Here is a 23246-nt window from a genome sequence, read left to right as displayed (position 1 = left end):
AATGGAACTTATTTTTCTTGGGACAGGTGCGGGAGTGCCTTCAAAAAATCGCAACGTCACATCAATTGCCATTTCCATGTTAAATGAGCGAAATGCGATTTGGCTGTTTGATTGCGGAGAAGGGACGCAGCATCAAATTTTGCGCAGTTCAATTCGGCTAAGCAAACTTGAAAAAATTTTTATTACACATTTACACGGCGACCATATTTTTGGTTTGCCCGGTCTTTTAAGCAGCCGTTCATTTCAAGGCGGAGAAACAGAATTGACAGTTTATGGTCCGACGGGCATAGCTGCCTTTATCGAAAATTCTTTGGAACTTAGTGGTTCTCATTTGACCTACCCACTTCAGGTCATAGAAGTTGAACCAGGCGAAATTTTCCGCGACAATCAGTGGCAAGTTGTTTGTGATGAGCTCGATCACGGCATTTCGAGCTTTGGTTACCGGTTGGTTGAGGCGGATAAGCCGGGGACACTTGATGCCGCACGACTTAAGCAGGAAGGGGTTCCGGCAGGGCCACTTTATCAGGAATTAAAGCAAGGAAAAAAAGTGACGCTTCCTGACGGTCGAATGATTGATGGTGAGGCGTTTATTGGGCCAAAACAAAAAGGGCGCATTATCGCGATTTTTGGTGATACGAGGCCACAAGAGAACGAGCGAGCGTTAGCGGAAAATGCAGATATCGTTGTGCATGAAGCAACGTTTGAAGCGTCTAAAGAAGAGATGGCGAAAGAATACATGCATTCAACGACAACCGATGCGGCCAAGCTTGCCCAAATTGCTGGCGCGAAACATCTTATTTTGACGCATATTAGCTCGCGGTACGACAAGGAAGCCAGTTTACAGCTTTGCGACGAGGCGCGTGAAGTGTTTCCAAATACGGATATCGCCGAAGACTTTGCTAGTTTTACTATTTAGGAGGCAAAAATGAATTCTTTTTTAAAAGGAAAAACGGTTCTAATAACGGGCGCTTCAAGCGGTCTTGGCGAAAATTTGGCCTATTATGCGGCGAAATCAGAAGCGAGTGTTATTTTGATTGCGCGAAATGCGGCTAAGCTTGCCGAAATTAGTGCGCGTATTGAACGTGACTACCAAGTCAGTACACACGTCTACCCGCTCGATGTGACAGATTTTCTTGCTATGGAACAAATAGTCAAAGAAATTTTACAGGCTCACGATATCGACGTGCTAATCAATTGCGCTGGCTTTGGTCTGTTTGAAACGGCAGAAAACACTCCGTTTGAAACGGTGGAAGCGATGTTTGATACGAATGTTTTGGGACTCATTCGCTTGACGCAACTTTTTATTCCGCATTTCAAGGAAAAACGAAGCGGGCATATTGTAAATATTGCTTCTCAAGCCGGCAAAATTGCGACGCCAAAATCGAGTGCGTATGCGGCAACCAAATTTGCGGTGTTAGGCTATTCAAATGCGTTAAGGATGGAACTAAAGGCGGACAACATTAAGGTGACAACGGTGAATCCTGGACCGATTGCGACAAACTTTTTTGACCTTGCAGATGAATCAGGAGAGTATTTAAAAAGCGTAGGATTTTTCGTTTTAAAACCCGAAAAAGTAGCTGAAAAAACAATCCGAATCATTGGGAAAAATCGGCGCGAGGTGAATTTGCCATTTTTGATGAACATAGGGACAAGAATTTATCAAGTAATGCCGAGTGTCGTCGAGTTTTTTGGGCGAAATGCTTTCATGAAAAAATGACGCCATATTAGGCGTTTTTTTTCTTGAAAAAAATTAAGATTCTGGTATAATGGAAATAGAACAAACGTTCGTTTTCAGAGGGGTGGCTTAACATGGATGTGAGCAGAAAGATAATTCATATTGATATGGATGCGTTTTATGCTTCTGTTGAGCAACGCGACCATCCTGAGTACCGCGGGAAACCGCTTATAATCGGCGGCGATCCAAACAAGCGCGGTGTTGTTTCGACCTGTTCTTATGAAGCGCGTAAATTTGGTGTACACTCTGCAATGCCCACAAAACAAGCAGTTAAGCTATGCCCAGAAGGGATTTTCATTCATGGAAACATGGAGCACTATATGGAAATCTCTAGCCAAATTCGCGATATTTTCAGACGCTATACGGACATCATTGAGCCGCTCTCGTTGGACGAGGCGTATTTAGATGTGACAGAAAATAAAAAAAACATGACTTCCGCAACACTTATCGCAAGGGAAATCCAATATGCGATATACAATGAATTAGGCCTCACTTCGTCTGCTGGAGTGTCCTACAATAAATTTATTGCTAAAATAGCATCCGATTATAAAAAGCCAGCCGGTCTGACAGTCGTCCCGCCAGAAAAAGCTGAACAATTTTTAGAAACTATTCCCATTGACAAATTTTATGGAGTAGGAAAAGTAACTTCCGAAAAAATGCATCGTTTAGGCATAAAAACGGGTAAAGACTTAAAAGCATGGAGTGAATGGGATTTGATTCGAGAGTTCCATAAACATGGCTACTACTTGTATCGCCACGTGCGAGGTCGTTCGAATAACATTGTTAATCCGCATCGTGACCGTAAATCAGTTGGGAAAGAAACCACTTTCGAACGAAATGTTTTAAATGAAGCTCTGCTTGAAAAAAGTTTAATGCGGTTTGCGGAAAAGATTGAAACGCGACTACTTAAAATCCAAAAGCACGGAAAAACGGTAGTCTTAAAACTGCGATATAGTGATTTCACGACGATAACAAAACGGATGACGCTTACCGATTATATCCATGATCGCCAAATGATATACGAAGCCGGAGCCGCGCTACTAAATGATGTTTATGATGGTAAAGAAGCTATTCGTCTAATCGGTTTGACCGTCACAAACTTAAAACCCATTCATTTTGAAAATATGCGCCTAGAAGGTATATAAAAGGAGGAGTATATGGTTACAATTCGCGTTGCTGAAAAAAAGGATGCCGAAAATATTATTCGTTATTTAAACGGTGTTGGGGGAGAAACTTCATTTTTAACTTTTGGGAAAAATGAATTTTTAGTTTCCCGTTCAGACGAAGAAGCCATCATCGAAGATTATTTTTATCATCAAAAGGCTTGTATGCTCGTGGCTTATGAACATGATGAGCTAATTAGCGTTGGGCTTGTGATTGTGCCGCCTAAAGAGCGAATGGCGCACCGCGGGGAGATTTCACTTTCTGTGAAAAAAGCGTTTTGGGGACAAGGAATCGGCTCGCAAATGCTGGAGGCGCTTGTCCATTCGGCCGAAACAGCCGGTCTGCACATTTTGACGCTTGAAGTTGTGAGTGAGAACCGAGCTGCCTTTCTGTTATATAAAAAATTCGGATTTAATGTGGCGGGGGAGTATCCCGATTATTTCCGCGTTCACGACAAGTTCTATGCGGTGACACTAATGTACCGCACATTAAAAAACTAGGCTTTGAGATTCCAAAGCCTAGTTTTGCGCGACACGTTTAAGTTATAGTATTTTTAACGTAATTCAATTAAACGATCTTTTAGTTCTTGTTCCATAGAAACGAGTTCTTTTTCTGCTGCAGCACGTTTAGCACGGCCTTCTTGTTGAATTTTAAGTGTTTCTTGCAGTGTTTCAATTAAACTTGATTGCGTATGTTTAAGCGTTTCGATATCCACGATACCTCTTTCGTTTTCACGCGCAGTTTCAATCGCGTTTGTTTTCAGCATGTCAGCATTGCGTTTCAGAAGTTCATTTGTCGTTTCAGAAACTTGACGTTGTGCTTCAACTGCTTGTTGTTGTCTTAAAAGTGTTAAGGCAATCGCCACTTGGTTTTTCCAAAGCGGAATAGCCGTCATAATGGACGATTGAATTTTTTCAGCTAACGCTTGGTTCGTATTTTGGATTAAACGAATTTGCGGTGCTTGTTGAATCGTAATCTGCCGACTAAGTTTTAAGTCATGCACACGTTTTTCAAGACGGTCAGCAAATTGCGTCAAATCATTCACTTCTTGGAAATCCATTTGATCGCCAGTTTCTTCAGCTTTTTTGCGAAGTTCAGGCAACAACTTATCATTGATTTCTTCAAGCTTCAATTCGCCAGCCGCGATATAAATATTCAAAGCTTGAAAATAATCTTTATTTTTATCATAAAGTTGCTCTAAGAAGGAGTTATCTTCCATCAAGCGTTTTTTCGAATGCTCTAGTTTTAAAGCAATTCGGTCGATTTGGGTGCCAATTTTTTGATATTTTGACGTGATTTCATTAATCGATTGTTTCACACGGTGAAACATTTTTGTGAAAATATTTTTATTGCGTGCAGCAAGCTCGTCTGGATCAGCTTCTTGCAGTCGATACATCAAGTCGCTAATGATATCCCCAATCGGACCAACATCTTGCTTCTGCACGTGGGCGAGCATTGAGTGCGAAAAATCATGAAGTTTCGCTTGAGCAGGTGCACCGTATCCAAGAATGGCCGCCTGATTTCCCGCATCAATTTGTTTGCTCAGTTCAAGAGCCTGACGTTTATTGCTTTCGGGAAGCATATCTACGAGGCGAGGCGCCGCGTCATTTTCGCTATTCGTAATGCTCGTGTTTTTTGTATCATCCATTCCGAATGGATTGCTAAGTAAATCATCTAATGTATGATTCATATCTTTCTCAAGTAATTCAGTTTGATTTAATTCTTTTTTTTCACTGTTCTCACTCATGTTTCGAGCTCCTTTCGAACTTTTGTTTTTGCTTGGAAATTGAGTTTTTAGCAACTTCAAGCTCAAAATCAAGACTGTTAACATCTTGATTAAGGAGTGTAAACAAATCCTTTTCAATCACACGGCTCAAATCATTTAAAAGTGAGCGAGTGTCTGACAAAGTCTGATAGATTTTTTTATCTTTAACAGGTTGGCTCTCAAGAAAAGCATATTTCTCAGTAAGTTCTACAAGTGAATCAAGGTGGGAGAAGAAGAAATCTTCCGCTTCGTAAAAACGTTTTGGTTCATCTTTTACAATCCCATAGATTCTTTTCGCCAGTTGGAGTGTTTTGTTACGTTCTTGAAAAGAATAGAGTCCTTTATTTGTAGACATGATTTTTTGAAGACGCATTATTTTAAGACGCGCTTCCTCTAAATTTGAGCGAATATATTTGAATTCTTTTTTTGTTAAACCTGTCTTTTCGGTTAAAGCTTGGTCACCTGCTTTTGCAGAAAAGAAAAACAGAATAGAAGCTACAGCAATGGTGATTAAAGCAATCAGAAGCCAGCTACTCTTTAAGATGGCTGAAAGAATACCGAATAACACGATGACGATAAAAATGGAACCTGTAAACGCCATAATCTTTTTAAATGTAGTCATTGTTTATCTTCTCCTTCAGATACCTATTCTAAAAAATAAATTTATGTAATCTCTTGGGATTACTTACTTTCATTATACAAGATTTTTTCTTTTTAGAAAGGATGTTTGATTTGACTTCATCATACCATAATTGAAGAAATGATGTTATCAGTCGTGCGATGTAAATTCATCTCGGACCAAATTTTATGTTAAAATATATAAATAGAAAGAAGGTGCTCTAAATGAAGGATTTAGAAGAAAAAACAATTAGTGAGGAAACCATTTTTAAAGGACGTGTTGTGGAGCTTTCTGTAGCAGATGTGCGCCTTCCAAACGGTAAAATCGCGAAAAGAGAGCTCATTAAACATCCGGGAGCAGTGGGGATTATTCCGATTACACACGATGGGAAAATTGTTATGGTCGAGCAATATCGTAAACCTTTAGAGAAAACAGTCGTTGAAATTCCAGCAGGTAAAATGGAAGTAAATGAACCAAAAGAAGAAACAGCACAACGTGAACTAGAAGAAGAAACAGGCTATAAGGCAAGTGGACTAGAGTTATTAACTTCTTTTTACACGGCACCAGGCTTTGCTGATGAAATTATCCATATTTATGTCGCACGAGGCTTACATAAACAAAATAAACCTTTAGCCCAAGATGATGATGAATTTATCAATGTTTTAGAAGTCACTTTAGATGAAGCCAAGCAATTAATTGAAGAAGCTTCAATTTGCGATGCCAAAACAATGTTTGCAATTCAATATTTAGAGTTAGAACAATTAAAAGCAGAAGAACAGTAAAAGGTTGGGAAAATGTTATGCCCCGAAAAGTTAGATTTTAGGTCTAACTTTTTTTGGTGGCTCAAAATTCCCAACCTTTTTTAGTGCATAAAATGCTCGTGATGTGTGCTAACCATTGCTTCTGGCGCCGCATTTGGATCCAAATATTTTTTCGCGCTATTGACAGCAATTGGACCTTCGTGAAGCCCCGCTGCAATAATTCGAATTTTTCTCGGATAGCAGGCGACATCGCCGCAAGCATAAATACCTGGCACAGTCGTCTGCATTTCTTTGTCGACTGTTATGCCCCATTCTTCAGTTGCAAATCCCCAGTCACGCATCGTACCAATATCGACTTCAACGCCGTGATTGACAAAAACCGCATCGCACATAACTTTTTTATTTTCCCCAGAATGCTTACAAGTTAATTCAATTTCTTTCAAATTTTCATCACCATGTAAGCTTGTAATCTCGTGGTGCAAATGTGTCGTAATACCAGAAGAATGAACGGCTTTCGCGCGTTCCTCATAGCCTTTGAAGTCATCGCCACGGTAAATAAGTTCAACACTTTTAGCAATCGGAAGAAGCATCAATGCTGCATCAAGCGCCGCATCGCCACCTCCTGAAATGACGACTTTCTTATCTCTAAGCTTTTCCAAATCGCGCAAATGATAGTGAATCTGTGCTGGGAAATTTTCCGCAAAACGAGCTTCGAGCGGATTCATTTTGTAAGTCCCGCTACCAACTGCAATAATAATCGTTTTGGTTAAATGAACGGTCCCGTCGTCCGTCTTAATATAGAAAGTGCCATCATTTTGTTTGACGACAGACGTTGCGCGGGTGTTTAAAACAAAGGTCGGATTAAACGTTTCCGCCTGTTTCTTAAAATTAGCGACTAAATCAGCACCGAGAATTTCAGGGATGCCGCCAATATCATGAATCAGCTTTTCAGGATAGAAGTAGCGAATTTTGCCGCCAACATCTGGTTCAGCATCAATAATTTTTGTTTTCATAGAACGAAGACCGCTATAAAATGCGGCATATAGACCGACTGGGCCGCCACCAATTATGGTGACATCAAATAGAGATGGCTTCAACATGATCAAGCTCCCTTACAACATCTTTAATTTCACAACCGTTACAAGTTTCATATGGCAGGCAAAGCGGTACGCCGCTTCTAGGGTCCATTAAAATATCGGCTTTAATATTAAAAACATCTTCTAAAATTTCGCAAGTCATCACTTCTTGAGGTGTTCCGCTTGCGGCAACTTGCCCGTTTTTGATGGCAATCATATGTTCAGCGTACCGTGAAGCATGGTTTAAATCATGTACGACCATAACGATGGTACGATTTTCAGTTTGATTTAACTGCTTCAAAATGTTCATCACATCTAATTGGTGTGTCATATCTAAAAAGGTAGTAGGTTCATCTAAAAATAAAATGGATGTATCTTGTGCAAGTGCCATCGCTATCCAAGCGCGTTGTCTTTGACCACCAGATAAGTTTTCAATAGGGCGGTCTTTAAACTCTTCAAGATTCGTCATTTTAAGCGCCCATTCAATCATATGTTGATCCTCTTTACTGCTGATTTTAAAACCAGTTTGATGAGGACTGCGGCCATAAGCAATGAGTTCATAAACTGTTAAGCCGCCGGGAGCTGTCGGATTTTGTGGCAAGATGGCAAGTTCCTTCGCAATTTGCTTTGTCGCGACTTGATGGATTTTTTTACCGTCTAAAATGACATGTCCCTTACTTGGTTTCATAAGGCGAGACATTGTTTTTAAAATGGTAGATTTTCCAGAACCATTTGCGCCAACTAGGGCGGTAATTTTTCCCTTAGGAATAGATATATTTAATGAGTCAACAATAATTCGTTTATCATAAGCAATTTGCAGGTTTTCTGTATATAAGTTTTGCATAAAATCACTCCATTTATATTAGTGATAATGATTCTCAATGAATTTAGTATAGACGTTTTAGGCGTAACTTTCAAGGCAAACTTTTAGGAAGTAAAAATTATAAATAATAATAATTATAAATAATCTTGATTTTTACTGTAAATGATAATCACTATAGACAGTTTTTGTAAATTATGTTATCGTTATAAACATAGTTATCTGAATGGAAATGCGGATATTTTTAGAGTGTTGAAATGTGAAGATACTCATTTCTAAATAATAATAATTCTAAATAATGATTTCTGATTGAGAATATTTATTTTTAAAGGGAGGCGTCTATATGGAAGGTCGCATTAAACGAATTAAGGCTCAGCTTCATGATGCGAGTTATAAATTAACGCCGCAACGTGAAGCGACAGTTCGTGTTTTGCTGGAAAATGAAAAAGATCATTTAAGTGCAGAAGAAGTCTTTTTACGTGTGAAAAATATCGCGCCTGATACGGGCCTTGCAACGGTTTATCGGACGCTCGAACTTTTAACGGAGCTGCGTGTTGTCGATAAAATTAATTTTGGTGATGGCGTATCGCGTTATGATTTGCGTAAAGAAGGTGCCAAGCATTTCCATCATCACCTTGTTTGCTTAGAATGCGGATCGGTGGAAGAGATTCAAGAAGACTTGCTTGAAGATGTCGAGAAAATAATTGAACAGCGCTGGAATTTTCTTATTAAAGACCATCGTTTAACGTTTCAAGGTGTTTGTTCAGACTGCAAGAAAAAAAGCAAGAAATAGTTTGGGACTGCTACAAGAATGTAGTAGTTCTTTTTTAATTATATGAAAAAAACAACAATTTCGGAGTGAGCAGATAAAAGTTCACCAGAAAAGGGTTTCATGTTAAAATGAATGGGCAGGAGGCGAGAAAATGAACGATTTAATTGAGGATTTTTTGCATTTTTTATCTGTTGAACGTGGTTTATCGATGAATACGCTTGCTGCCTATAAACGCGACTTGCTTTACTTTGCGAACTTCTACAAGGAAAAATCAAACGATGATGATTTTGAAAAGGTTGGGCGTGAAGATATTGTGGCATTTATTAGTGTGGCTAGAAATGACGGGAAGTCGCCGCGTACGGTGGCACGTTACATTGCATCACTTCGTTCGTTTTTTCATTTTTTACTTCATGATGGTAAAATTAAAGGCGATCCAATGATCCAAATTGAGACGCCAAAACAAGCGCAAAGTTTACCTAAAGTGCTTAGTCTTGCAGAGGTTGAGAAGCTGCTAGATGCGCCAAATACGAATACGCCGCTTGGCTTGCGCGACCAAGCGATGCTTGAGGTGCTTTATGCGACAGGGCTTCGTGTTACTGAGCTGGTGCAACTTAAAATGGATGACCTTCACTTACATATGGGCTTTATTCAAACGATTGGAAAAGGGAACAAAGAGCGTATCATTCCGCTTGGGAAAACGGCGACAACGGTTTTGGAAGAATATTTGCGAAACGGTCGACCAAAACTTAGGAAGTCTTCTAATCGAAATGATTTTGTCTTTTTGAATCATCACGGAAACGGGCTTACAAGGCAAGGGTTTTGGAAAATTTTGAAACAGCTTGCGAAAAAGACGGGCATTGAAAAACCGATTACCCCGCATACGTTACGGCATTCATTTGCGACGCACTTACTTGAAAACGGGGCAGATTTGCGTTCTGTTCAAGAACTGCTTGGTCATTCAGATATTTCGACGACACAAATTTATACACATGTAACAAAGGCGCGTTTAAAAGATGTCTACAAAGAGTTTCATCCGCGCGCATAAATTATAGAAGGGCGATGAGGAAATGGTTGAAAAGTTTAAACGTATTCACGTTGTTGTGATGGATTCAGTTGGGATTGGTGAGGCGCCGGATGCGGCCGAATTTGACGATTTTGGTGTCGATACATTTGGTCATATTGCTGAACACATGAAAGGCTTACACATGCCAGAAATGGGCAAACTGGGCCTCTCCAACATTGAACCCGTTTTAGGCATAGAAAAAGAAGAGAAACCACTTGCCTACTTTACGAAAATGCAAGAAGCGTCGCGTGGGAAAGACACGATGACCGGGCACTGGGAAATTATGGGGCTGTACATTGATACGCCTTTCCGTGTATTTCCTGACGGCTTTCCGGATGCGCTAATTAAGCAGATTGAAGATAAGACGGGGCGGAAAGTAATTGGCAATAAACCTGCGAGCGGTACGGAAATTTTAGATGAGCTCGGCGAGGAACAAATGAAAACCGGCGCACTAATTGTGTACACATCTGCTGATTCGGTGCTGCAAATTGCGGCGCATGAGGATATTATCCCGCTTGAAGAGCTTTACGAAATCTGTGAGTTTTGTCGAGAAATTACGCTTGACGACCCTTACATGCTAGGCCGAATTATTGCACGACCTTATGTCGGGGAACCAGGCGCGTTTAAACGGACGGCGAATCGCCACGACTACGCACTTAAGCCATTTAAACCAACTGTTATGAATGCGCTAAAAGACGGCGGAAAGGATGTCATTGCGATTGGCAAGATTTCCGATATTTTTGACGGGGAAGGCGTCACAGAATCCATCCGTACGAAGTCTAATATGGACGGAATGGACCAACTTGTACAAGTTTTAGACAAACCGTTTGAAGGTATGAGTTTTCTCAATTTAGTTGATTTTGACGCGTTATTCGGTCATCGCCGCGATCCAGAAGGCTACGGACGTGCACTTGAAGAATTCGATGCACGACTTCCAGAAGTATTTGAAAAAATGGCGGAAGACGATTTATTAATGATTACAGCGGATCATGGAAATGATCCCACTTACCGCGGCACCGATCATACGCGTGAATATGTACCACTTCTTGTGTATTCCAAACGCTTTAAAGATGGCGGAAAAGCGTTACCACTTCGCGAAACTTTTGCAGACTTAGGTGCAACAGTTGCTGAAAACTTTGCTGTTAAAATGCCTGAATATGGTAAAAGTTTTTTACACGACTTAAAATAATAGAAAAGAAGGAGTAAAGACATGAGCACTCAAAAAGTGAACGAAGCAGTAGCAAAAATTAGAGAAAGTTATCAAGAACGTCCAACAATTGGACTCATTCTCGGTTCCGGGTTAGGCGTTTTGGCAGATGAAATTGTGAATCCTGTTCAATTATCTTATGATCAAGTGCCACATTTCCCAGTTTCAACGGTAGAAGGGCATGCTGGCCAATTTGTTTTCGGTGAACTTCAAAATAAGCGAGTTGTTGCGATGCAAGGGCGCTTTCACTTTTATGAAGGCTATTCCATGCAAGACGTTACGTTCCCTGTTCGCGTGATGAAGGAGCTTGGCGTCGAAATTTTGATTGTGACAAATGCGGCTGGCGGTGTGAACGAGCTTTACAAAGCGGGCGATTTGATGCTGATTTCCGACCATATTAATTTTACGGGAACCAATCCTCTTATTGGAAAAAATGAAGACCATTTTGGCCCCCGCTTTCCGGATATGTCAGAAGCATATCAACTTTCGTTACGCGAAACAGCAAGAAAACTGGCAAACAAATTGGAAATTAACATTCAAGAAGGCGTCTATGCAGGCTTCAGCGGTCCAACATATGAAACGCCAGCCGAAATTCGCATGATGCGCACACTGGGCGCTGACGCCGTTGGAATGTCGACGGTTTCGGAAGTCATTGTGGCAAGACACGCTGGCATGCGCGTTTTAGGGATTTCTTGCATTACAAATATGGCGGCAGGAATTTTAGACCAGCCGTTATCTCACGCCGAAGTTATCGAAACAACTGACAAAGTTAGAAGCACATTTTTAACATACGTCAAAGCAATTGTTGGCGAATTAAATTAATAGGCGTATTCGATACCTTTACTTTTTTAGTAAAGGTATTTTTATTTAGATTGTTATTGTTTCCGAAGTGCCCTTTATGCTACTATAGTAAAGAACTTAAATTAAATTTCTTTGGTAAAGGTGGGGGATAGGCGTGACATTTGAACGTTTTGGGACTATGAATGTGAATACGGAAGGACATCTAGAAATCGGAGGGGTAGACACATTAAAGTTAGTCGAAGAATTTGGAACCCCTTTATACGTCTATGATGTAGCGCTAATTCGTGAGCGTGCCAGAGGATTTAAGAAAACATTTGAAAAGTTAGGCGTTCGTGCGCAGGTGGCCTATGCAAGTAAAGCATTTTCTTCCATTGCGATTTATGAACTTATGGCAGAGGAAGGCTTATCGCTTGATGTTGTATCAGGCGGTGAACTTTATACGGCGATGAAAGCGAATTTCCCACCTGAACGGATTCATTTCCACGGGAATAATAAAACGGCGGAAGAAATTGAAATGGCGATTGACTATGGCATTGGCTGTATCGTGGTCGATAATTATTATGAAATTGAATTGTTAAAGGAAATACTTGAAAAACGGGCGACTAAAATGCCTGTTTTAGTTCGTGTAACTCCTGGAATTGAAGCGCACACGCATGATTACATATTGACGGGGCAAGATGATTCAAAATTTGGTTTTGGTTTAACAAATGGTCAAGCGGAAGAGGCCATTAAACGCATTTTGGCTGCACCGAATCAATTTGATTTAATCGGGCTTCATTGCCACATTGGTTCCCAAATTTTTGAAACAACAGGGTTTATTATGGCTGCTCATCGCATTATGGAAAAACTGGTGGAGTGGCATGACACATTGCAGTTTGACTCACAAGTTTTAAACTTAGGTGGTGGATTTGGTGTCCGTTATACGGAAGAGGACAAGCCGCTTGAGCCTTCTGAATATGTGAAGGAAATTATCCAAGAAGTGAAGAAAATGGCGAATGAAAATGGGTTGCGCGTTCCTGAAATTTGGATTGAACCGGGCCGCTCGTTAGTGGGGGAAGCGGGAACGACCCTTTATAAAATTGGTTCTAGAAAAGAAGTTCCGGGTGTTAGAGAATATGTTGCGGTTGACGGTGGCATGAGTGATAATATTCGTCCTGCGCTTTACGAGGCACATTATGAAGCTGTGCTTGCGAATGCACCACTACTTGAGACTGAAGAAACTGTTTCAATTGCTGGGAAATGTTGTGAGTCTGGTGACATGTTAATTTGGGATTTGCCGCTTCCAAAATCAAATTCTGGTGATGTGCTAGCGGTATTTTGTACAGGAGCCTACGGTTATGCGATGGCAAGCAACTATAATCGCATTCCACGTCCGCCAGTTGTATTTGTGGAAAATGGTAACGCAAAACTTGTTGTGCGACGCGAATCGTATGAAAATCTAGTGCAAAACGATTTACCGTGGTGAACGCATGATGGAAATGAATTTTAAAGTAGAGGCATTTGAAGGGCCACTTGACTTACTTTTACATCTTATTGGCAAATTGGAAGTGGATATTTATGATATTCCAGTTGCTGAAATTACTGAGCAATATATGGAATACATTCATACAATGCAATTTTTGGAGTTAGATGTGGCAAGCGAATACTTGGTTATGGCGGCTACGCTACTTGCGATTAAAAGTAAGATGTTACTACCAAAACAAGAGCTTGAAGAAGATTTTGACGAGTTTGATCCGGAACTTGACCCGCGTGATGAGTTGATTGAACGTTTAATGGAATATAAACGTTATAAAGAAGCGGCGAAAGATTTAAAGGAAAAGGAAAACGAACGCAGTTTCTACTTTAGTAAAGCGCCGATGGATTTAGGCGAATATGATGATGGCACAACTTCGGTGGAGCTTGACGTGACGCTAAACGATATGCTGGGGGCTTTCAATAAGTTACTGCGTCGGCAAAAACTCAATAAGCCGCTTCATACGCGTATCACCACACAGGAAATTTCTATCGACGCCCGTATGGATGAAGTTTTAGAGAAGCTAAATCAAGTTAAAGGGAAAATGAAATTCGATGATTTGTTCGAAAAAGGAACGAAAGACCAGCTTGTCGTAACTTTTCTTGCACTGCTCGAATTGATGAAGCGAAAATTAATTTCGGTTGAGCAATCTGGAAGCTTAGAAGACTTGTATGTAGAAGGTAGAGGGGAAATTAGTGAATAAAGAGCAACAAATTGGCGTGTTAGAAAGCTTGCTTTTTGCGGCAGGTGATGAGGGGCTTTCGACAAAGCAATTAACGGAAACGATGGAAATCACCTATATTGAAGCATTGAACTTGCTGGAGAGCCTCGGGGAACGCTATGAACAGGACGATTCTCGTGGCCTTATTCTTCTTGAACTTGCTGGGTCTTTTCAGCTTGCTACGAAAAAAGAGCATGCTGAATACTTGCGCAAATTGGTGGAGGCACCACACTCAGGCTCTCTTTCACAAGCTTCTCTTGAAACGCTTGCGATTATTGCGTATAACCAACCGATTACACGTATGGAAGTTGATGAAGTTCGTGGTGTGAAAACGGATGGTCCAATACGCACGCTTGTCGCTAAAGGACTCATAACGGATAGAGGTCGAGCAGACGGAGCTGGCCGTGCCAAGTTATACGTCACAACAAGCGAATTTTTAGATGCCTTTGGTTTGAGTAGTATTGAAGAGCTGCCAAAACTTGCAGAACCTTCGGCGGAACCGGAACAAGATGAATTGGATCTGTTTTTTGATAAATTTAACCGAACGGAGGAAGACGAATAATGGAAAGATTGCAAAAAGCGATTGCAAATGCAGGGGTGACTTCAAGACGAAAAGCAGAAGTGCTTATCCAAGAAGGTAAAGTAAAAGTGAACGGGAAAGTCGTAAAGGAATTAGGCGTGAAGGTCAGTGGTTCTGACCGTATCGAAGTAGAAGGTATTGAAATTACAAAAGAAATTCATCGTTATTTTTTATTTTATAAGCCTAGGGGTGTCGTGTCTGCTGTAACAGATGATAAAGGGCGAAAAGTTGTTTCGGACTATTTTTTGGATATTGAAGAGAGGCTTTATCCAGTGGGAAGACTTGATTATGAAACTTCGGGGTTACTTCTCATGACAAATGACGGAGAATTTGCTAATCTATTAATGCATCCAAAATTTAAAGTGGAGAAAAGATACATTGCTCGCTTAAAAGGAATTCCTGAAAAGATGGCGCTTAGAAATTTAGAACGCGGTGTTATCATTGATGGAAGAAAGACGGCACCAGCCAAAGTGAGAATGCGATCTTTTGATAAAGGAAAAAGTAAATCAATTGTTGAAATTACTATTCATGAAGGTAGAAATCGCCAAGTAAGAAAAATGTTTGAAGCAATTGGTCATCCAGTTCAAAAACTTTCACGTGAAGGTTATGCCTTTTTAGATTTAAGAGGAATGAACGCTGGAGAAAGGCGAGAGCTTAGTCATCATGAAGTTAAACAATTGCAAGCATTTGCCAAATTCGGTCAAAAACCTTCTGGACAATGATAGTTTTTTTCGACAAAGAAAAGTTTCTAATAGCTTGTTTTAAAAAAAACATGTATAATTTAATAGACAAGCTATTTAATAAAGTAGTAAAGGCACTAAAAGAGTATGTGGGTACTATTTTAGCTGCTTATAAAGTTAATCGTGCAGAATGATTCTCTCTAACAGAGTAGATGAAATGCAAATGAGAATGTGGGGGATGAGTACTTATGAGTGATCAAGTAAAAGTGCTTGTTGTTGACGATGAAGATCGTATTCGTCGGCTCTTGAAAATGTATTTGGAAAGAGAAAATTTTCGTATTGAAGAGGCAAGTGATGGTGATCAAGCACTTCATATGGCCTTAAACAATAATTACGAAGTGATATTGCTCGATTTAATGATGCCAGGAAAAGATGGTATCGAAGTTTGTAGAGAACTACGTGAGTATAAGGCGACACCAGTCGTTATGCTAACGGCAAAAGGCGAAGAGGCAAATCGCGTGCAAGGATTTGAAGTGGGGGCAGATGATTATATTGTAAAGCCGTTCAGTCCAAGAGAAGTTGTACTACGCGTTAAGGCTGTTCTTCGGCGCGCAAAACAACAAGACAAAAATTTGTTTTCTGCTACGCCTGGGGATATGATTAATTTCCCTCACCTTAGCATCGATAATGAAGCACACCGAGTTATTGTTGATGGGACTGAAATTAATTTAACACCAAAAGAATATGATTTGTTATATTACTTAGCTAAATCACCAGATAAAGTTTTTGATCGCGAATCACTTTTAAAAGAAGTTTGGCGATATGAATTCTTTGGGGATTTGCGTACAATTGATACACATGTAAAACGTTTAAGAGAAAAATTACTTGATGTTTCTGAAGATGCTGCCAAAATGATTGTAACGGTTTGGGGGCTGGGCTATAAATTTGAAGTCCCAGAAGATTAAGTAAAATAGATGGACAGGTTGAATCGGTTGTGATGGACAACCTTCAAAACCTGTTCATTTTTAGGTTAAAGGGAGGCTTAGTGGGATGAAGTTATGGAATAGCATCGTCGGAAAGATTTGGAGCACAATTATTTTACTTCTAATTGGTGTCCTTGTCATTTGCGGTTTTTTAGTTGCGGTTATTTATGAAAAAAATAATTTCAATGAGATTAAAGCTGAGCTAGACCAAGATGCATCTAAAATCATTGGTGTTATGCATAAAAATGATGCCTTTATTACTGATAACGGGATTGGTAGCGAATCGCTCACGCTACTTGATGATACGATAGGTGTTATTATTTCTAGCGATGGTGAAAGCGTTTATACAAGGCAGTCAACTGATAAGATTTCTAATAATTCTATAGAAAGATTAACGCACAACAAAAAGATTAATGAAGCCTTGGCTGAAAAAGATGAGCCTTTAGAAATGAAATATGATTTTAAAGACAAAGATATGAATTATCCGGTGCAACTCTATGTGAAAAAATTCCAATTGGATAACGGTGAAAGTGGCGTGCTTTATATTTATAAATCATTCCATGATATTTTAAGTGTGACAAAACAAGCAACTAGAACGCTTATATTGGCTGGACTAGGCGCGATTTTAATTACGTCATTCTTATCGTTTGTCTTTTCTTCCAGAATGGCGTTCCCACTTCGGGAGATGAAAAAGATAGCAGTTGCTGTTTCACGGGGGAATTTTGATAATCGTGTGCCGAGCTATACGCATGATGAAATTGGTGATTTGGGACTGGCGTTCAATAATATGGCACAGCAGTTGAAATATAATATTAGTGCACTTCGCCAAGAAAAAGAACAATTATCGAATATTTTAGTTGGAATGGCAGATGGGGTTATAAAATTTAATATCGATAAAACGATTATTTTAAGTAATCCACCAGCTGAAGAATTTTTGCATAACTGGTTTTTCTCTAATGAAAACAACGAGAAAGTTTTAATTCCTAAAAAATTAGAAGAGATGCTTGATGAGATTTTGCGCAGTCGAGATGAACAAGTTGGCGAAATTACGTTTGGAGATCAGACGTATGTAGCGATTTTAACGTTGCTTTATAACGGAGAAAATGTTCGTAGTATTGTAGCTGTTATTCGTGATATGACCGAAGAGAAGCGACTTGAGAAAATGAAAAGCGATTTTGTTAGCAATATCTCGCATGAACTTAGAACGCCGATTTCTATGTTGCAAGGTTATAGTGAGGCGATTATTGATGGTGTTGCTCAAACAGATGAGGAAGTACGGGAGTTTGCACAAATTATTTATGAGGAGTCGCTTCGAATTGGCCGTCTAGTCAATGATATGCTAGACCTTGCACGAATGGAAGCAGGCTTTACACAGCTAGATAGGCGAGAAATGAAAATCGCACCGTTTATTTCAAAAGTTGTATCTAACTTCGAAGTTTTAGCAAAAGAAAATTTTGTTGAATTAAAAGTGGAGGTTGATGATAATGATTTAGTCTATTACTTCGATGTCGATCGTCTTGAGCAAGTGCTTATTAATTTAATCATGAATGCCATTCGTCACACCGGACGAGAAGGCTATCACGGCGTTGTCACCGTTCGTGAGCATGCTGATTATGCAAATGGGCAGTTGTTAGTTATTGTCAGTGACAATGGTAGCGGAATTCCAGAAGAGGATATCCCGTACTTGTTTGAACGCTTTTATAAAGCAGATAAAGCAAGAACGCGCAGCAAAGCAGGCACCGGAATTGGCTTAGCCATTGTTAAAAACATCGTGGAGGCACATAATGGTAATATTACAGTAGAAAGTACAGTAGGCGTAGGCTCATCGTTCATTATTAGCCTGCCGCTAAAAAGGAGTTAGTTAAATTGTCCAATCGAGAACAAAAATTTTGCAAAGAATCCCGTGTTATTAAAACAAGCCGTGTGTTTCCACAAGATACAAATAACCATAGCACCCTTTTTGGGGGAAAACTGATGACGTATATTGACGACACAGCGTCGATTAGTGCGTCTAGACACTGCCGTGTTGGCATTGTTACGGCTTCAACCGATTCAGTTGACTTTCTTCGTCCCATTAAAAGTGATCATTCTGTTTGTCTTGAATCATATGTGGCAGCAGTTGGACGTTCTTCAATGGAAATTTTCGTTAAGGTGATTTCTGAAAACTTAAAGACAGGCGATCGCTATTTAGCGGCCACATCATTTTTGACTTTTGTTGCCATTGATGATGACGGAAAAACAGTTGAAGTGCCGGAAGTAGTGCCGGAAAGTGCTGAAGAAAAAATGATTCATGCGGGGCGTGAGGCGCGGGCGAATGCCAGAAAAGAACGTCTAAAAGCAAGCCGAGTGCTTGCCGAATCATTAAATACCGAAGTCTTATGGCTATTTTAAACAAAAAAAGGTTGCTAATTTTTACTTTCATGGTAAAATATTAAATGATTCATCATCTTTTTGGTGAAAATAAAATATCGTTCATCTTCGGGGCAGGGTGTAATTCCCGACCGGTGGTAATAGTCCACGATCTGTTTTTAACAGGTGACTCTGGTGCAATTCCAGGACCGACAGTATAGTCTGGATGGGAGAGGATGTTGGCAGCCTTTTTGGCTTGTCTGCAAATGAACATTTACATGAGTTTGGCGTTTTTACGCCCAGCTTGTTTAGATATTCACAAACCTCTCTAATGCTAAAGATTAGAGAGGTTTTTTTGTTAGACGGTTAAATGGGCACCGTATTTTCTTTGGATGGACAAAAGAGGAGAGTTACTCATGAGAAATTACTCGATGAAAACTTTTGTTAGTGTTGCAGTGCTTGGTACGCTGGCCTTTGTCATTATGCTTTTGCAATTTCCACTTTTACCAAGTGCACCATTTTTAAAGCTGGATTTTAGTGATATTCCAGCGCTAATTGGTGGGTTAATGTTTGGACCGCTCGCCATCATTTTAATTGAACTCATTAAAAATGTTTTGGAATTTATCGTTTCTGGAAGCCCAGTTGGCGTGCCTGTAGGCGAAATCTCCAACTTCTTGTCTGGTATTTGTTTTACTTTACCGATTTATTATTTATTCCGTCATTTCCGTGAAACAAAAGGTCTTATTTTCGCGACTGGTGTTGGAACAATTTGTATGACGATAGTGTTGGCAATTTTCAACTACTTTGTATTATTGCCGTTTTATATAAAACTTGGTGGTCTTCCAGCGTCTACTGATGTATTCGGGCTTATCATAACGGCTATTATTCCATTTAATTTATTAAAGGGTGTAATTGTGAGTGCTGGCTTCTTGCTTCTTTATGCGCCAATGAAGAATTTCATTATTAAAAATCAATCTCCAAAAGAACGGAAAAAGCATGAAAAAAAGCGTCATGAGGTTCATAACGCTTAACTAGGAATCGAATCGATGCGGATTGCCATTAAACGGGCGGTCCGCTATTTTTATGGATAATGATGGGCAGTTTAATTCGGCTTCTGCTGCTTGGTCCTCGTCGCGTTCAAAAATCGGCTGTGTTCCCGAATTGTCATCAAGCAAATTAAACGCGAGCCCATCAGTATTATAGTCGAAAATTTGCGGCGCATGAAGCGCACAAGCTCCGCACGCAATGCAGGTGTCCTGGTCAACAATGGCGTATTTTCCCACTTGACCACCCCTTTCTGCCAAAATATAGATTAAGTATAACATATTTTTTTCAAAAAACAGATGTCGAACAAACGTTTCTATGTTATGATAACGAGAGAATGGAGGCGGAAATTTGGATAGACTAGATGAATATCTCCTATTTATGGTTCATACTTTTGGACGGGCACGGAAAAAGCCATTTTTATATGCGGTCGTAACCGGAAAACGAACGGGACAAGCGGTAACGGACACACACCTTTTTCGGGCTAAAAATTATTTTGGACTAGCCCCATTTTTAAAAGAAGAAGTGTTTTTGTTGCGGCTACACGGTTTAGAAGAAGCGGGATTCATTCGAATAGACGAATCAGGCGTTGTTCCCGTGACGGAATTAGATCCACCAACTTATTTTATTGAAAATGAATGGAATGGCTTTTTTATGCAAGATTTGCCACATCATTTTTTTGAGCATTTACTCCTCGCGGTGCAAGTTGTTAGCAATAAGCATCATCAAAATAGGCATTATTTGCCGATTGTGCGCAACAAAAAAACACAAATTTGGATAAAACGCTGGTTAAATCGGCATAAAAATGAACATGATTTAGCTGAAAAGCTATTTTTAGAATTAAAAATGTGGTTAGAGAGGCCGGATATTACATATCAAGATTTATACGTTGGACGCTTTTCAGGCGGCGACCGAATCGGCGAAACAGCGATGCAAATTTGTGAACGTTTGGAAGTGCCGCTCTGGAATGGCTATTTTGAATGGTTACGCGGTTTGCATGTGCTCCACGCTAAAAAAACAGATTTTCCCCTTTTAAGTGAATTCATGTGCGCGGATCAGGCGTTGCTTACGAAATCGGGCTTAGCGACATATGAATTGTTCCAAAGCGGGCAAACGTTTGAACAAATTGTGCAGCGGCGTAGGTTGAAAAAAAGCACAATTGAAGATCATTTTGTGGAAATTCAGGCGACTTTTCCGCATTTGACGGTCCCTTTTAGGCCAGATGATGCTGTGCTTTTGAAGCTTTCTGAACACTCCTTTTTAACTTTAAAGGAAATGAAAGAATTTATGCCAGACTTGAGTTATTTTGAGCTTAGACTTGCTGTCGTTTCCGAGGTGAAATCATGAATTTAGAGCTAGAGTTAAAGAATTATTTAGGTTTTGATACGTTTCGAAGCGGACAAAAGGAAATTATTGAGGCAGCGCTTTCTGGGCGTGATGTATTTGCGATGTTGCCGACTGGAACAGGGAAGACGCTCTGTTATCAATTAGCGGGGCATTTACTAGACGGGCTTGTGATTGTCGTTTCGCCGCTGTTAAGTTTAATGCAAGATCAGGTGGAGCGAATGCGCGCGGGCGGCGAAAAACGGGTCGCGGCATTAAATAGTTTTCTTTCTTTTCCGGAGAAAAAAGCGATTTTAGCGAATCTTAACGCGTATAAGTTTCTGTTTCTTTCGCCTGAAATGCTCGCTAGTGAGGAAATTCGGGCCGTGATTTTAAACCAAAAATTAGCCTTGTTTGTCATCGATGAAGCGCATTGTATTTCGCAGTGGGGGCACGATTTTCGGCCGGATTATTTATATTTAGGGGAGTTTCGTAAGCTGTCTAATTACCCGCCGACGATGATTTTAACGGCGACGGCGACAGAAATGGTTCGAGGGGATATTTTAAAACAATTACATATGGAAGAAATCGAGTCGTTTATTTATTCCGTGAACCGTCCGAATATCGCACTTTCCGTTCAAAAATTCAATGGAAGACAAGAAAAAATGGAAGCACTTCTAGAGTGGGTGCGTAAACTTTCTGGTCCTGGTATTCTATATTTTTCAAGCAAACGTTTGGCAGAAGAAGTCGCTTTTCAGTTGCGGAATGAGTTTCATTTGACGGCGGCGCATTATCATGGCGATATGGAAGCTTCCGACCGCATTGTTATTCAGCAACAGTTTGTCGCGGGTGTTTTAGACATCATTTGCGCCACGAGTGCTTTCGGAATGGGCATCGACAAACCGGATATTCGCTACGTCATTCATTATCACATGCCAGCTGATTTAGAAGCTTATGTTCAAGAAATTGGCCGGGCTGGGCGTGACGGCGAGCCAAGTCTTGCCATTTTGCTGTATGCAAACGGAGATGAAAATTTACAAAGACAACTTGCGGATAAAGATGCGCCTGATGTGGCGTTGCTAAAGCTTCCAGAAAATCTACGCGATACGCTTCCTGAAACCGAAAAAAGACTGCTAGACTACTTTGCCCGTTCTGGACTTTCCGAACAGGAAATTGTGACAAAAATGGAATACCGCAAAGCTTGGAAATTGGAAAACTTAAAGAAATTTATGGGGTACTTGCAAGAGTCAAGTTGTCGCCGGGAATACATTATGCGCTATTTTTCTGAGAAAGAACAACCTGTCAAATTACCTGGTACATGTTGTGACTTGGACGTTTTAGACTTAGAACCATATATGAAACAATTGGGAGAGGGACCTAGGCGACAAGCGTTTGACTGGGAAGCTATCCTCGGAAAATTGTTTTTAGAATGATTTTTTTAAAAGAAATTAGCTCTAAAGGTTGTTGAATGTTACGTTTATAGGTATAATTATTTCAGGGATGTTTCAATATCCATGTTAGTTTGGAACGAAGGAGGAACGTAGATGGCTAGAAGAAAACGAGGCAAACGTAATTATACGGAGTCCGACGATTATTATAACGATTATTACGATGAAGAGGATGAGTTTGATAATGAACCTCCGATGTTATCTAGATCTGATAGTAGAAGAAAACAGAAAAAAGGTTTCTTTAAATATCCGTTATTAAATGTTTTGATTGTATTCTTTCTTCTGATTCCGATTGTATCTATTATTGTTTTTTTAGCTGTTCAAAATGCTGGCACGCCAGATAATGAAGTTAAAGAGGAAAAAAATGTTACGGTAGATAGCAATAAAAAGGCAAAAGAGGAAGCGGCTGAAAAGGAAAAAGCAGCGGAAGAAAAGAAAGCTGCTGATGAAAAAGCAGCCAAAGAAGCGGAAGCGAAAAAAGTAGCGGATGCGAAAGCGGCCGAAGAAGCGAAACAAGCTGAGGAAGCAAAAAAAGCGGAAGAAGCACAACAACAGGCAGCACAAGAAGAAGCTGACCGAAAAGCAGCGGAAGAAAAGGCTGCTGCAGATGCGAAAGCGGCTGAGGAAGCAAAACAACAGCAAGAGCAAGCGGCTAAAAGTACACATACGGTACAAAGTGGCGAAACACTCTACAGAATAGCTGTCAATGCTTATGGTTCTGCTGGTGCTGCAAGCGGTGTTGAAAAGATCAAACAAGCGAACGGCTTAACAAGTAATAATGTTCCAATTGGGACAGTACTTAAAATTCCACAATAAGATTAA

The 23246-nt window shown here is 40.1% G+C and carries 25 protein-coding genes and 1 riboswitch; of the genes, 20 read left to right on the top strand and 5 right to left on the bottom strand.

Features of this window, described 5'->3' with window-relative positions; translation table 11 throughout:
- The first annotated feature begins 1 nt into the window (after position 1).
- The 4 genes from rnz (at position 2) to CFS60_RS04905 (ending at position 3399) form a co-directional block, all read left to right on the top strand.
- Positions 2 to 916: a ribonuclease Z gene (gene rnz, locus CFS60_RS04920; protein WP_088838903.1), complete on the top strand. Its 915-nt coding sequence runs from the start codon at positions 2 to 4 to the stop codon at positions 914 to 916.
- Positions 917 to 925: 9 nt separating this feature from the next.
- Positions 926 to 1717: an SDR family oxidoreductase gene (locus CFS60_RS04915; protein WP_088838902.1), complete on the top strand. Its 792-nt coding sequence runs from the start codon at positions 926 to 928 to the stop codon at positions 1715 to 1717.
- 92 nt (positions 1718 to 1809) lie between these two features.
- A complete protein-coding gene (dinB, locus tag CFS60_RS04910; protein WP_088809608.1) occupies positions 1810 to 2880 on the top strand; it encodes a DNA polymerase IV in 1071 nt (356 codons plus the stop codon).
- A gap of 12 nt (positions 2881 to 2892) precedes the next feature.
- Positions 2893 to 3399, top strand: coding sequence for a GNAT family N-acetyltransferase (locus CFS60_RS04905; RefSeq protein ID WP_088809609.1), 507 nt, complete (start codon positions 2893 to 2895; stop codon positions 3397 to 3399).
- Positions 3400 to 3452: 53 nt separating this feature from the next.
- On the opposite strand, the gene CFS60_RS04900 is transcribed toward CFS60_RS04905, so the two are convergent.
- Both CFS60_RS04900 and CFS60_RS04895 read right to left on the bottom strand, forming a co-directional pair.
- A complete protein-coding gene (locus CFS60_RS04900; RefSeq protein ID WP_088809610.1) occupies positions 3453 to 4646 on the bottom strand; it encodes a toxic anion resistance protein in 1194 nt (397 codons plus the stop codon).
- A complete protein-coding gene (locus tag CFS60_RS04895) occupies positions 4639 to 5286 on the bottom strand; it encodes a 5-bromo-4-chloroindolyl phosphate hydrolysis family protein (RefSeq protein WP_088809611.1) in 648 nt (215 codons plus the stop codon). Before CFS60_RS04895 ends, CFS60_RS04900 begins: the two co-directional genes overlap by 8 nt.
- Positions 5287 to 5507: 221 nt before the next feature.
- Between CFS60_RS04895 and CFS60_RS04890 the strand changes: the two genes are divergently transcribed.
- Positions 5508 to 6065 (top strand): NUDIX domain-containing protein, encoded by a 558-nt coding sequence (locus CFS60_RS04890; protein ID WP_088809612.1) that lies wholly within the window; start codon positions 5508 to 5510, stop codon positions 6063 to 6065.
- An 80-nt stretch (positions 6066 to 6145) separates the two neighbouring features.
- Here CFS60_RS04890 and CFS60_RS04885 read toward each other — a convergent pair whose 3' ends face one another.
- Both CFS60_RS04885 and CFS60_RS04880 read right to left on the bottom strand, forming a co-directional pair.
- Complete coding sequence (locus CFS60_RS04885; RefSeq protein ID WP_369821516.1) at positions 6146 to 7144, bottom strand: NAD(P)/FAD-dependent oxidoreductase; 999 nt, start codon at positions 7142 to 7144, stop codon at positions 6146 to 6148.
- A complete protein-coding gene (locus tag CFS60_RS04880) occupies positions 7122 to 7964 on the bottom strand; it encodes an ABC transporter ATP-binding protein (RefSeq protein ID WP_088809613.1) in 843 nt (280 codons plus the stop codon). Before CFS60_RS04880 ends, CFS60_RS04885 begins: the two co-directional genes overlap by 23 nt.
- Before the next feature lie 319 nt (positions 7965 to 8283).
- On the opposite strand from CFS60_RS04880, the gene CFS60_RS04875 reads away from it, so the two are divergent.
- The 12 genes from CFS60_RS04875 (at position 8284) to CFS60_RS04820 (ending at position 19640) form a co-directional block, all read left to right on the top strand.
- Positions 8284 to 8733, top strand: a complete 450-nt coding sequence (locus CFS60_RS04875; RefSeq protein ID WP_088809614.1) for a Fur family transcriptional regulator — start codon at positions 8284 to 8286, stop codon at positions 8731 to 8733.
- A 130-nt stretch (positions 8734 to 8863) separates the two neighbouring features.
- Positions 8864 to 9757 carry a site-specific tyrosine recombinase XerD gene (gene xerD / locus CFS60_RS04870; protein WP_088809615.1) on the top strand — a complete coding sequence of 298 codons (894 nt, stop codon included), beginning with the start codon at positions 8864 to 8866 and terminating at the stop codon, positions 9755 to 9757.
- Positions 9758 to 9779: 22 nt separating this feature from the next.
- The gene (gene deoB, locus CFS60_RS04865; RefSeq protein WP_088809616.1) at positions 9780 to 10964 is read left to right on the top strand and encodes a phosphopentomutase; all 1185 of its coding nucleotides are present in this window, start codon (positions 9780 to 9782) and stop codon (positions 10962 to 10964) included.
- A 21-nt stretch (positions 10965 to 10985) separates the two neighbouring features.
- Positions 10986 to 11804: a purine-nucleoside phosphorylase gene (locus CFS60_RS04860; RefSeq protein ID WP_088809617.1), complete on the top strand. Its 819-nt coding sequence runs from the start codon at positions 10986 to 10988 to the stop codon at positions 11802 to 11804.
- Positions 11805 to 11937: 133 nt separating this feature from the next.
- Positions 11938 to 13248 carry a diaminopimelate decarboxylase gene (gene lysA / locus CFS60_RS04855; RefSeq protein ID WP_088809618.1) on the top strand — a complete coding sequence of 437 codons (1311 nt, stop codon included), beginning with the start codon at positions 11938 to 11940 and terminating at the stop codon, positions 13246 to 13248.
- A gap of 4 nt (positions 13249 to 13252) precedes the next feature.
- On the top strand, positions 13253 to 13999 hold the full coding sequence (locus tag CFS60_RS04850; protein WP_088809619.1) for a segregation/condensation protein A: 747 nt from the start codon (positions 13253 to 13255) through the stop codon (positions 13997 to 13999).
- A complete protein-coding gene (scpB, locus tag CFS60_RS04845) occupies positions 13992 to 14579 on the top strand; it encodes an SMC-Scp complex subunit ScpB (RefSeq protein WP_088809620.1) in 588 nt (195 codons plus the stop codon). Before CFS60_RS04850 ends, scpB begins: the two co-directional genes overlap by 8 nt.
- The gene (locus CFS60_RS04840; RefSeq protein ID WP_088809621.1) at positions 14579 to 15319 is read left to right on the top strand and encodes a pseudouridine synthase; all 741 of its coding nucleotides are present in this window, start codon (positions 14579 to 14581) and stop codon (positions 15317 to 15319) included. The genes scpB and CFS60_RS04840 overlap by 1 nt, the downstream gene beginning before the upstream one ends.
- 206 nt (positions 15320 to 15525) lie before the next feature.
- Entirely contained in the window at positions 15526 to 16242 is a 717-nt protein-coding gene (locus tag CFS60_RS04835) for a response regulator transcription factor (RefSeq protein ID WP_088809622.1), read from the top strand.
- Positions 16243 to 16327: 85 nt separating this feature from the next.
- Positions 16328 to 18121, top strand: coding sequence for an ATP-binding protein (locus CFS60_RS04830; RefSeq protein WP_088809623.1), 1794 nt, complete (start codon positions 16328 to 16330; stop codon positions 18119 to 18121).
- A 5-nt stretch (positions 18122 to 18126) separates the two neighbouring features.
- Positions 18127 to 18651 carry an acyl-CoA thioesterase gene (locus CFS60_RS04825; protein ID WP_088809624.1) on the top strand — a complete coding sequence of 175 codons (525 nt, stop codon included), beginning with the start codon at positions 18127 to 18129 and terminating at the stop codon, positions 18649 to 18651.
- 79 nt (positions 18652 to 18730) lie between these two features.
- Positions 18731 to 18851: riboswitch (FMN riboswitch) on the top strand.
- A gap of 174 nt (positions 18852 to 19025) precedes the next feature.
- Positions 19026 to 19640 carry an ECF transporter S component gene (locus CFS60_RS04820; RefSeq protein ID WP_088809625.1) on the top strand — a complete coding sequence of 205 codons (615 nt, stop codon included), beginning with the start codon at positions 19026 to 19028 and terminating at the stop codon, positions 19638 to 19640.
- Here CFS60_RS04820 and CFS60_RS04815 read toward each other — a convergent pair whose 3' ends face one another.
- Complete coding sequence (locus CFS60_RS04815) at positions 19641 to 19934, bottom strand: ferredoxin (protein ID WP_162859594.1); 294 nt, start codon at positions 19932 to 19934, stop codon at positions 19641 to 19643.
- 70 nt (positions 19935 to 20004) lie between these two features.
- Here CFS60_RS04815 and CFS60_RS04810 point away from each other — a divergent pair, with 70 nt between their 5' ends.
- From CFS60_RS04810 to CFS60_RS04800, 3 genes are all read left to right on the top strand, one after another.
- The gene (locus tag CFS60_RS04810) at positions 20005 to 21000 is read left to right on the top strand and encodes a helix-turn-helix domain-containing protein (RefSeq protein ID WP_088816109.1); all 996 of its coding nucleotides are present in this window, start codon (positions 20005 to 20007) and stop codon (positions 20998 to 21000) included.
- Positions 20997 to 22409, top strand: coding sequence for an ATP-dependent DNA helicase RecQ (locus tag CFS60_RS04805; RefSeq protein ID WP_088809628.1), 1413 nt, complete (start codon positions 20997 to 20999; stop codon positions 22407 to 22409). Before CFS60_RS04810 ends, CFS60_RS04805 begins: the two co-directional genes overlap by 4 nt.
- A 111-nt stretch (positions 22410 to 22520) precedes the next feature.
- A complete protein-coding gene (locus CFS60_RS04800; RefSeq protein ID WP_088809629.1) occupies positions 22521 to 23240 on the top strand; it encodes a LysM peptidoglycan-binding domain-containing protein in 720 nt (239 codons plus the stop codon).
- Positions 23241 to 23246: the final 6 nt, after the last annotated feature.

Source organism: Listeria sp. ILCC792 (assembly GCF_900186135.1).
GTDB lineage: Bacteria > Bacillota > Bacilli > Lactobacillales > Listeriaceae > Listeria > Listeria goaensis.
This window is presented reverse-complemented; position numbering and strand designations above follow the sequence as displayed.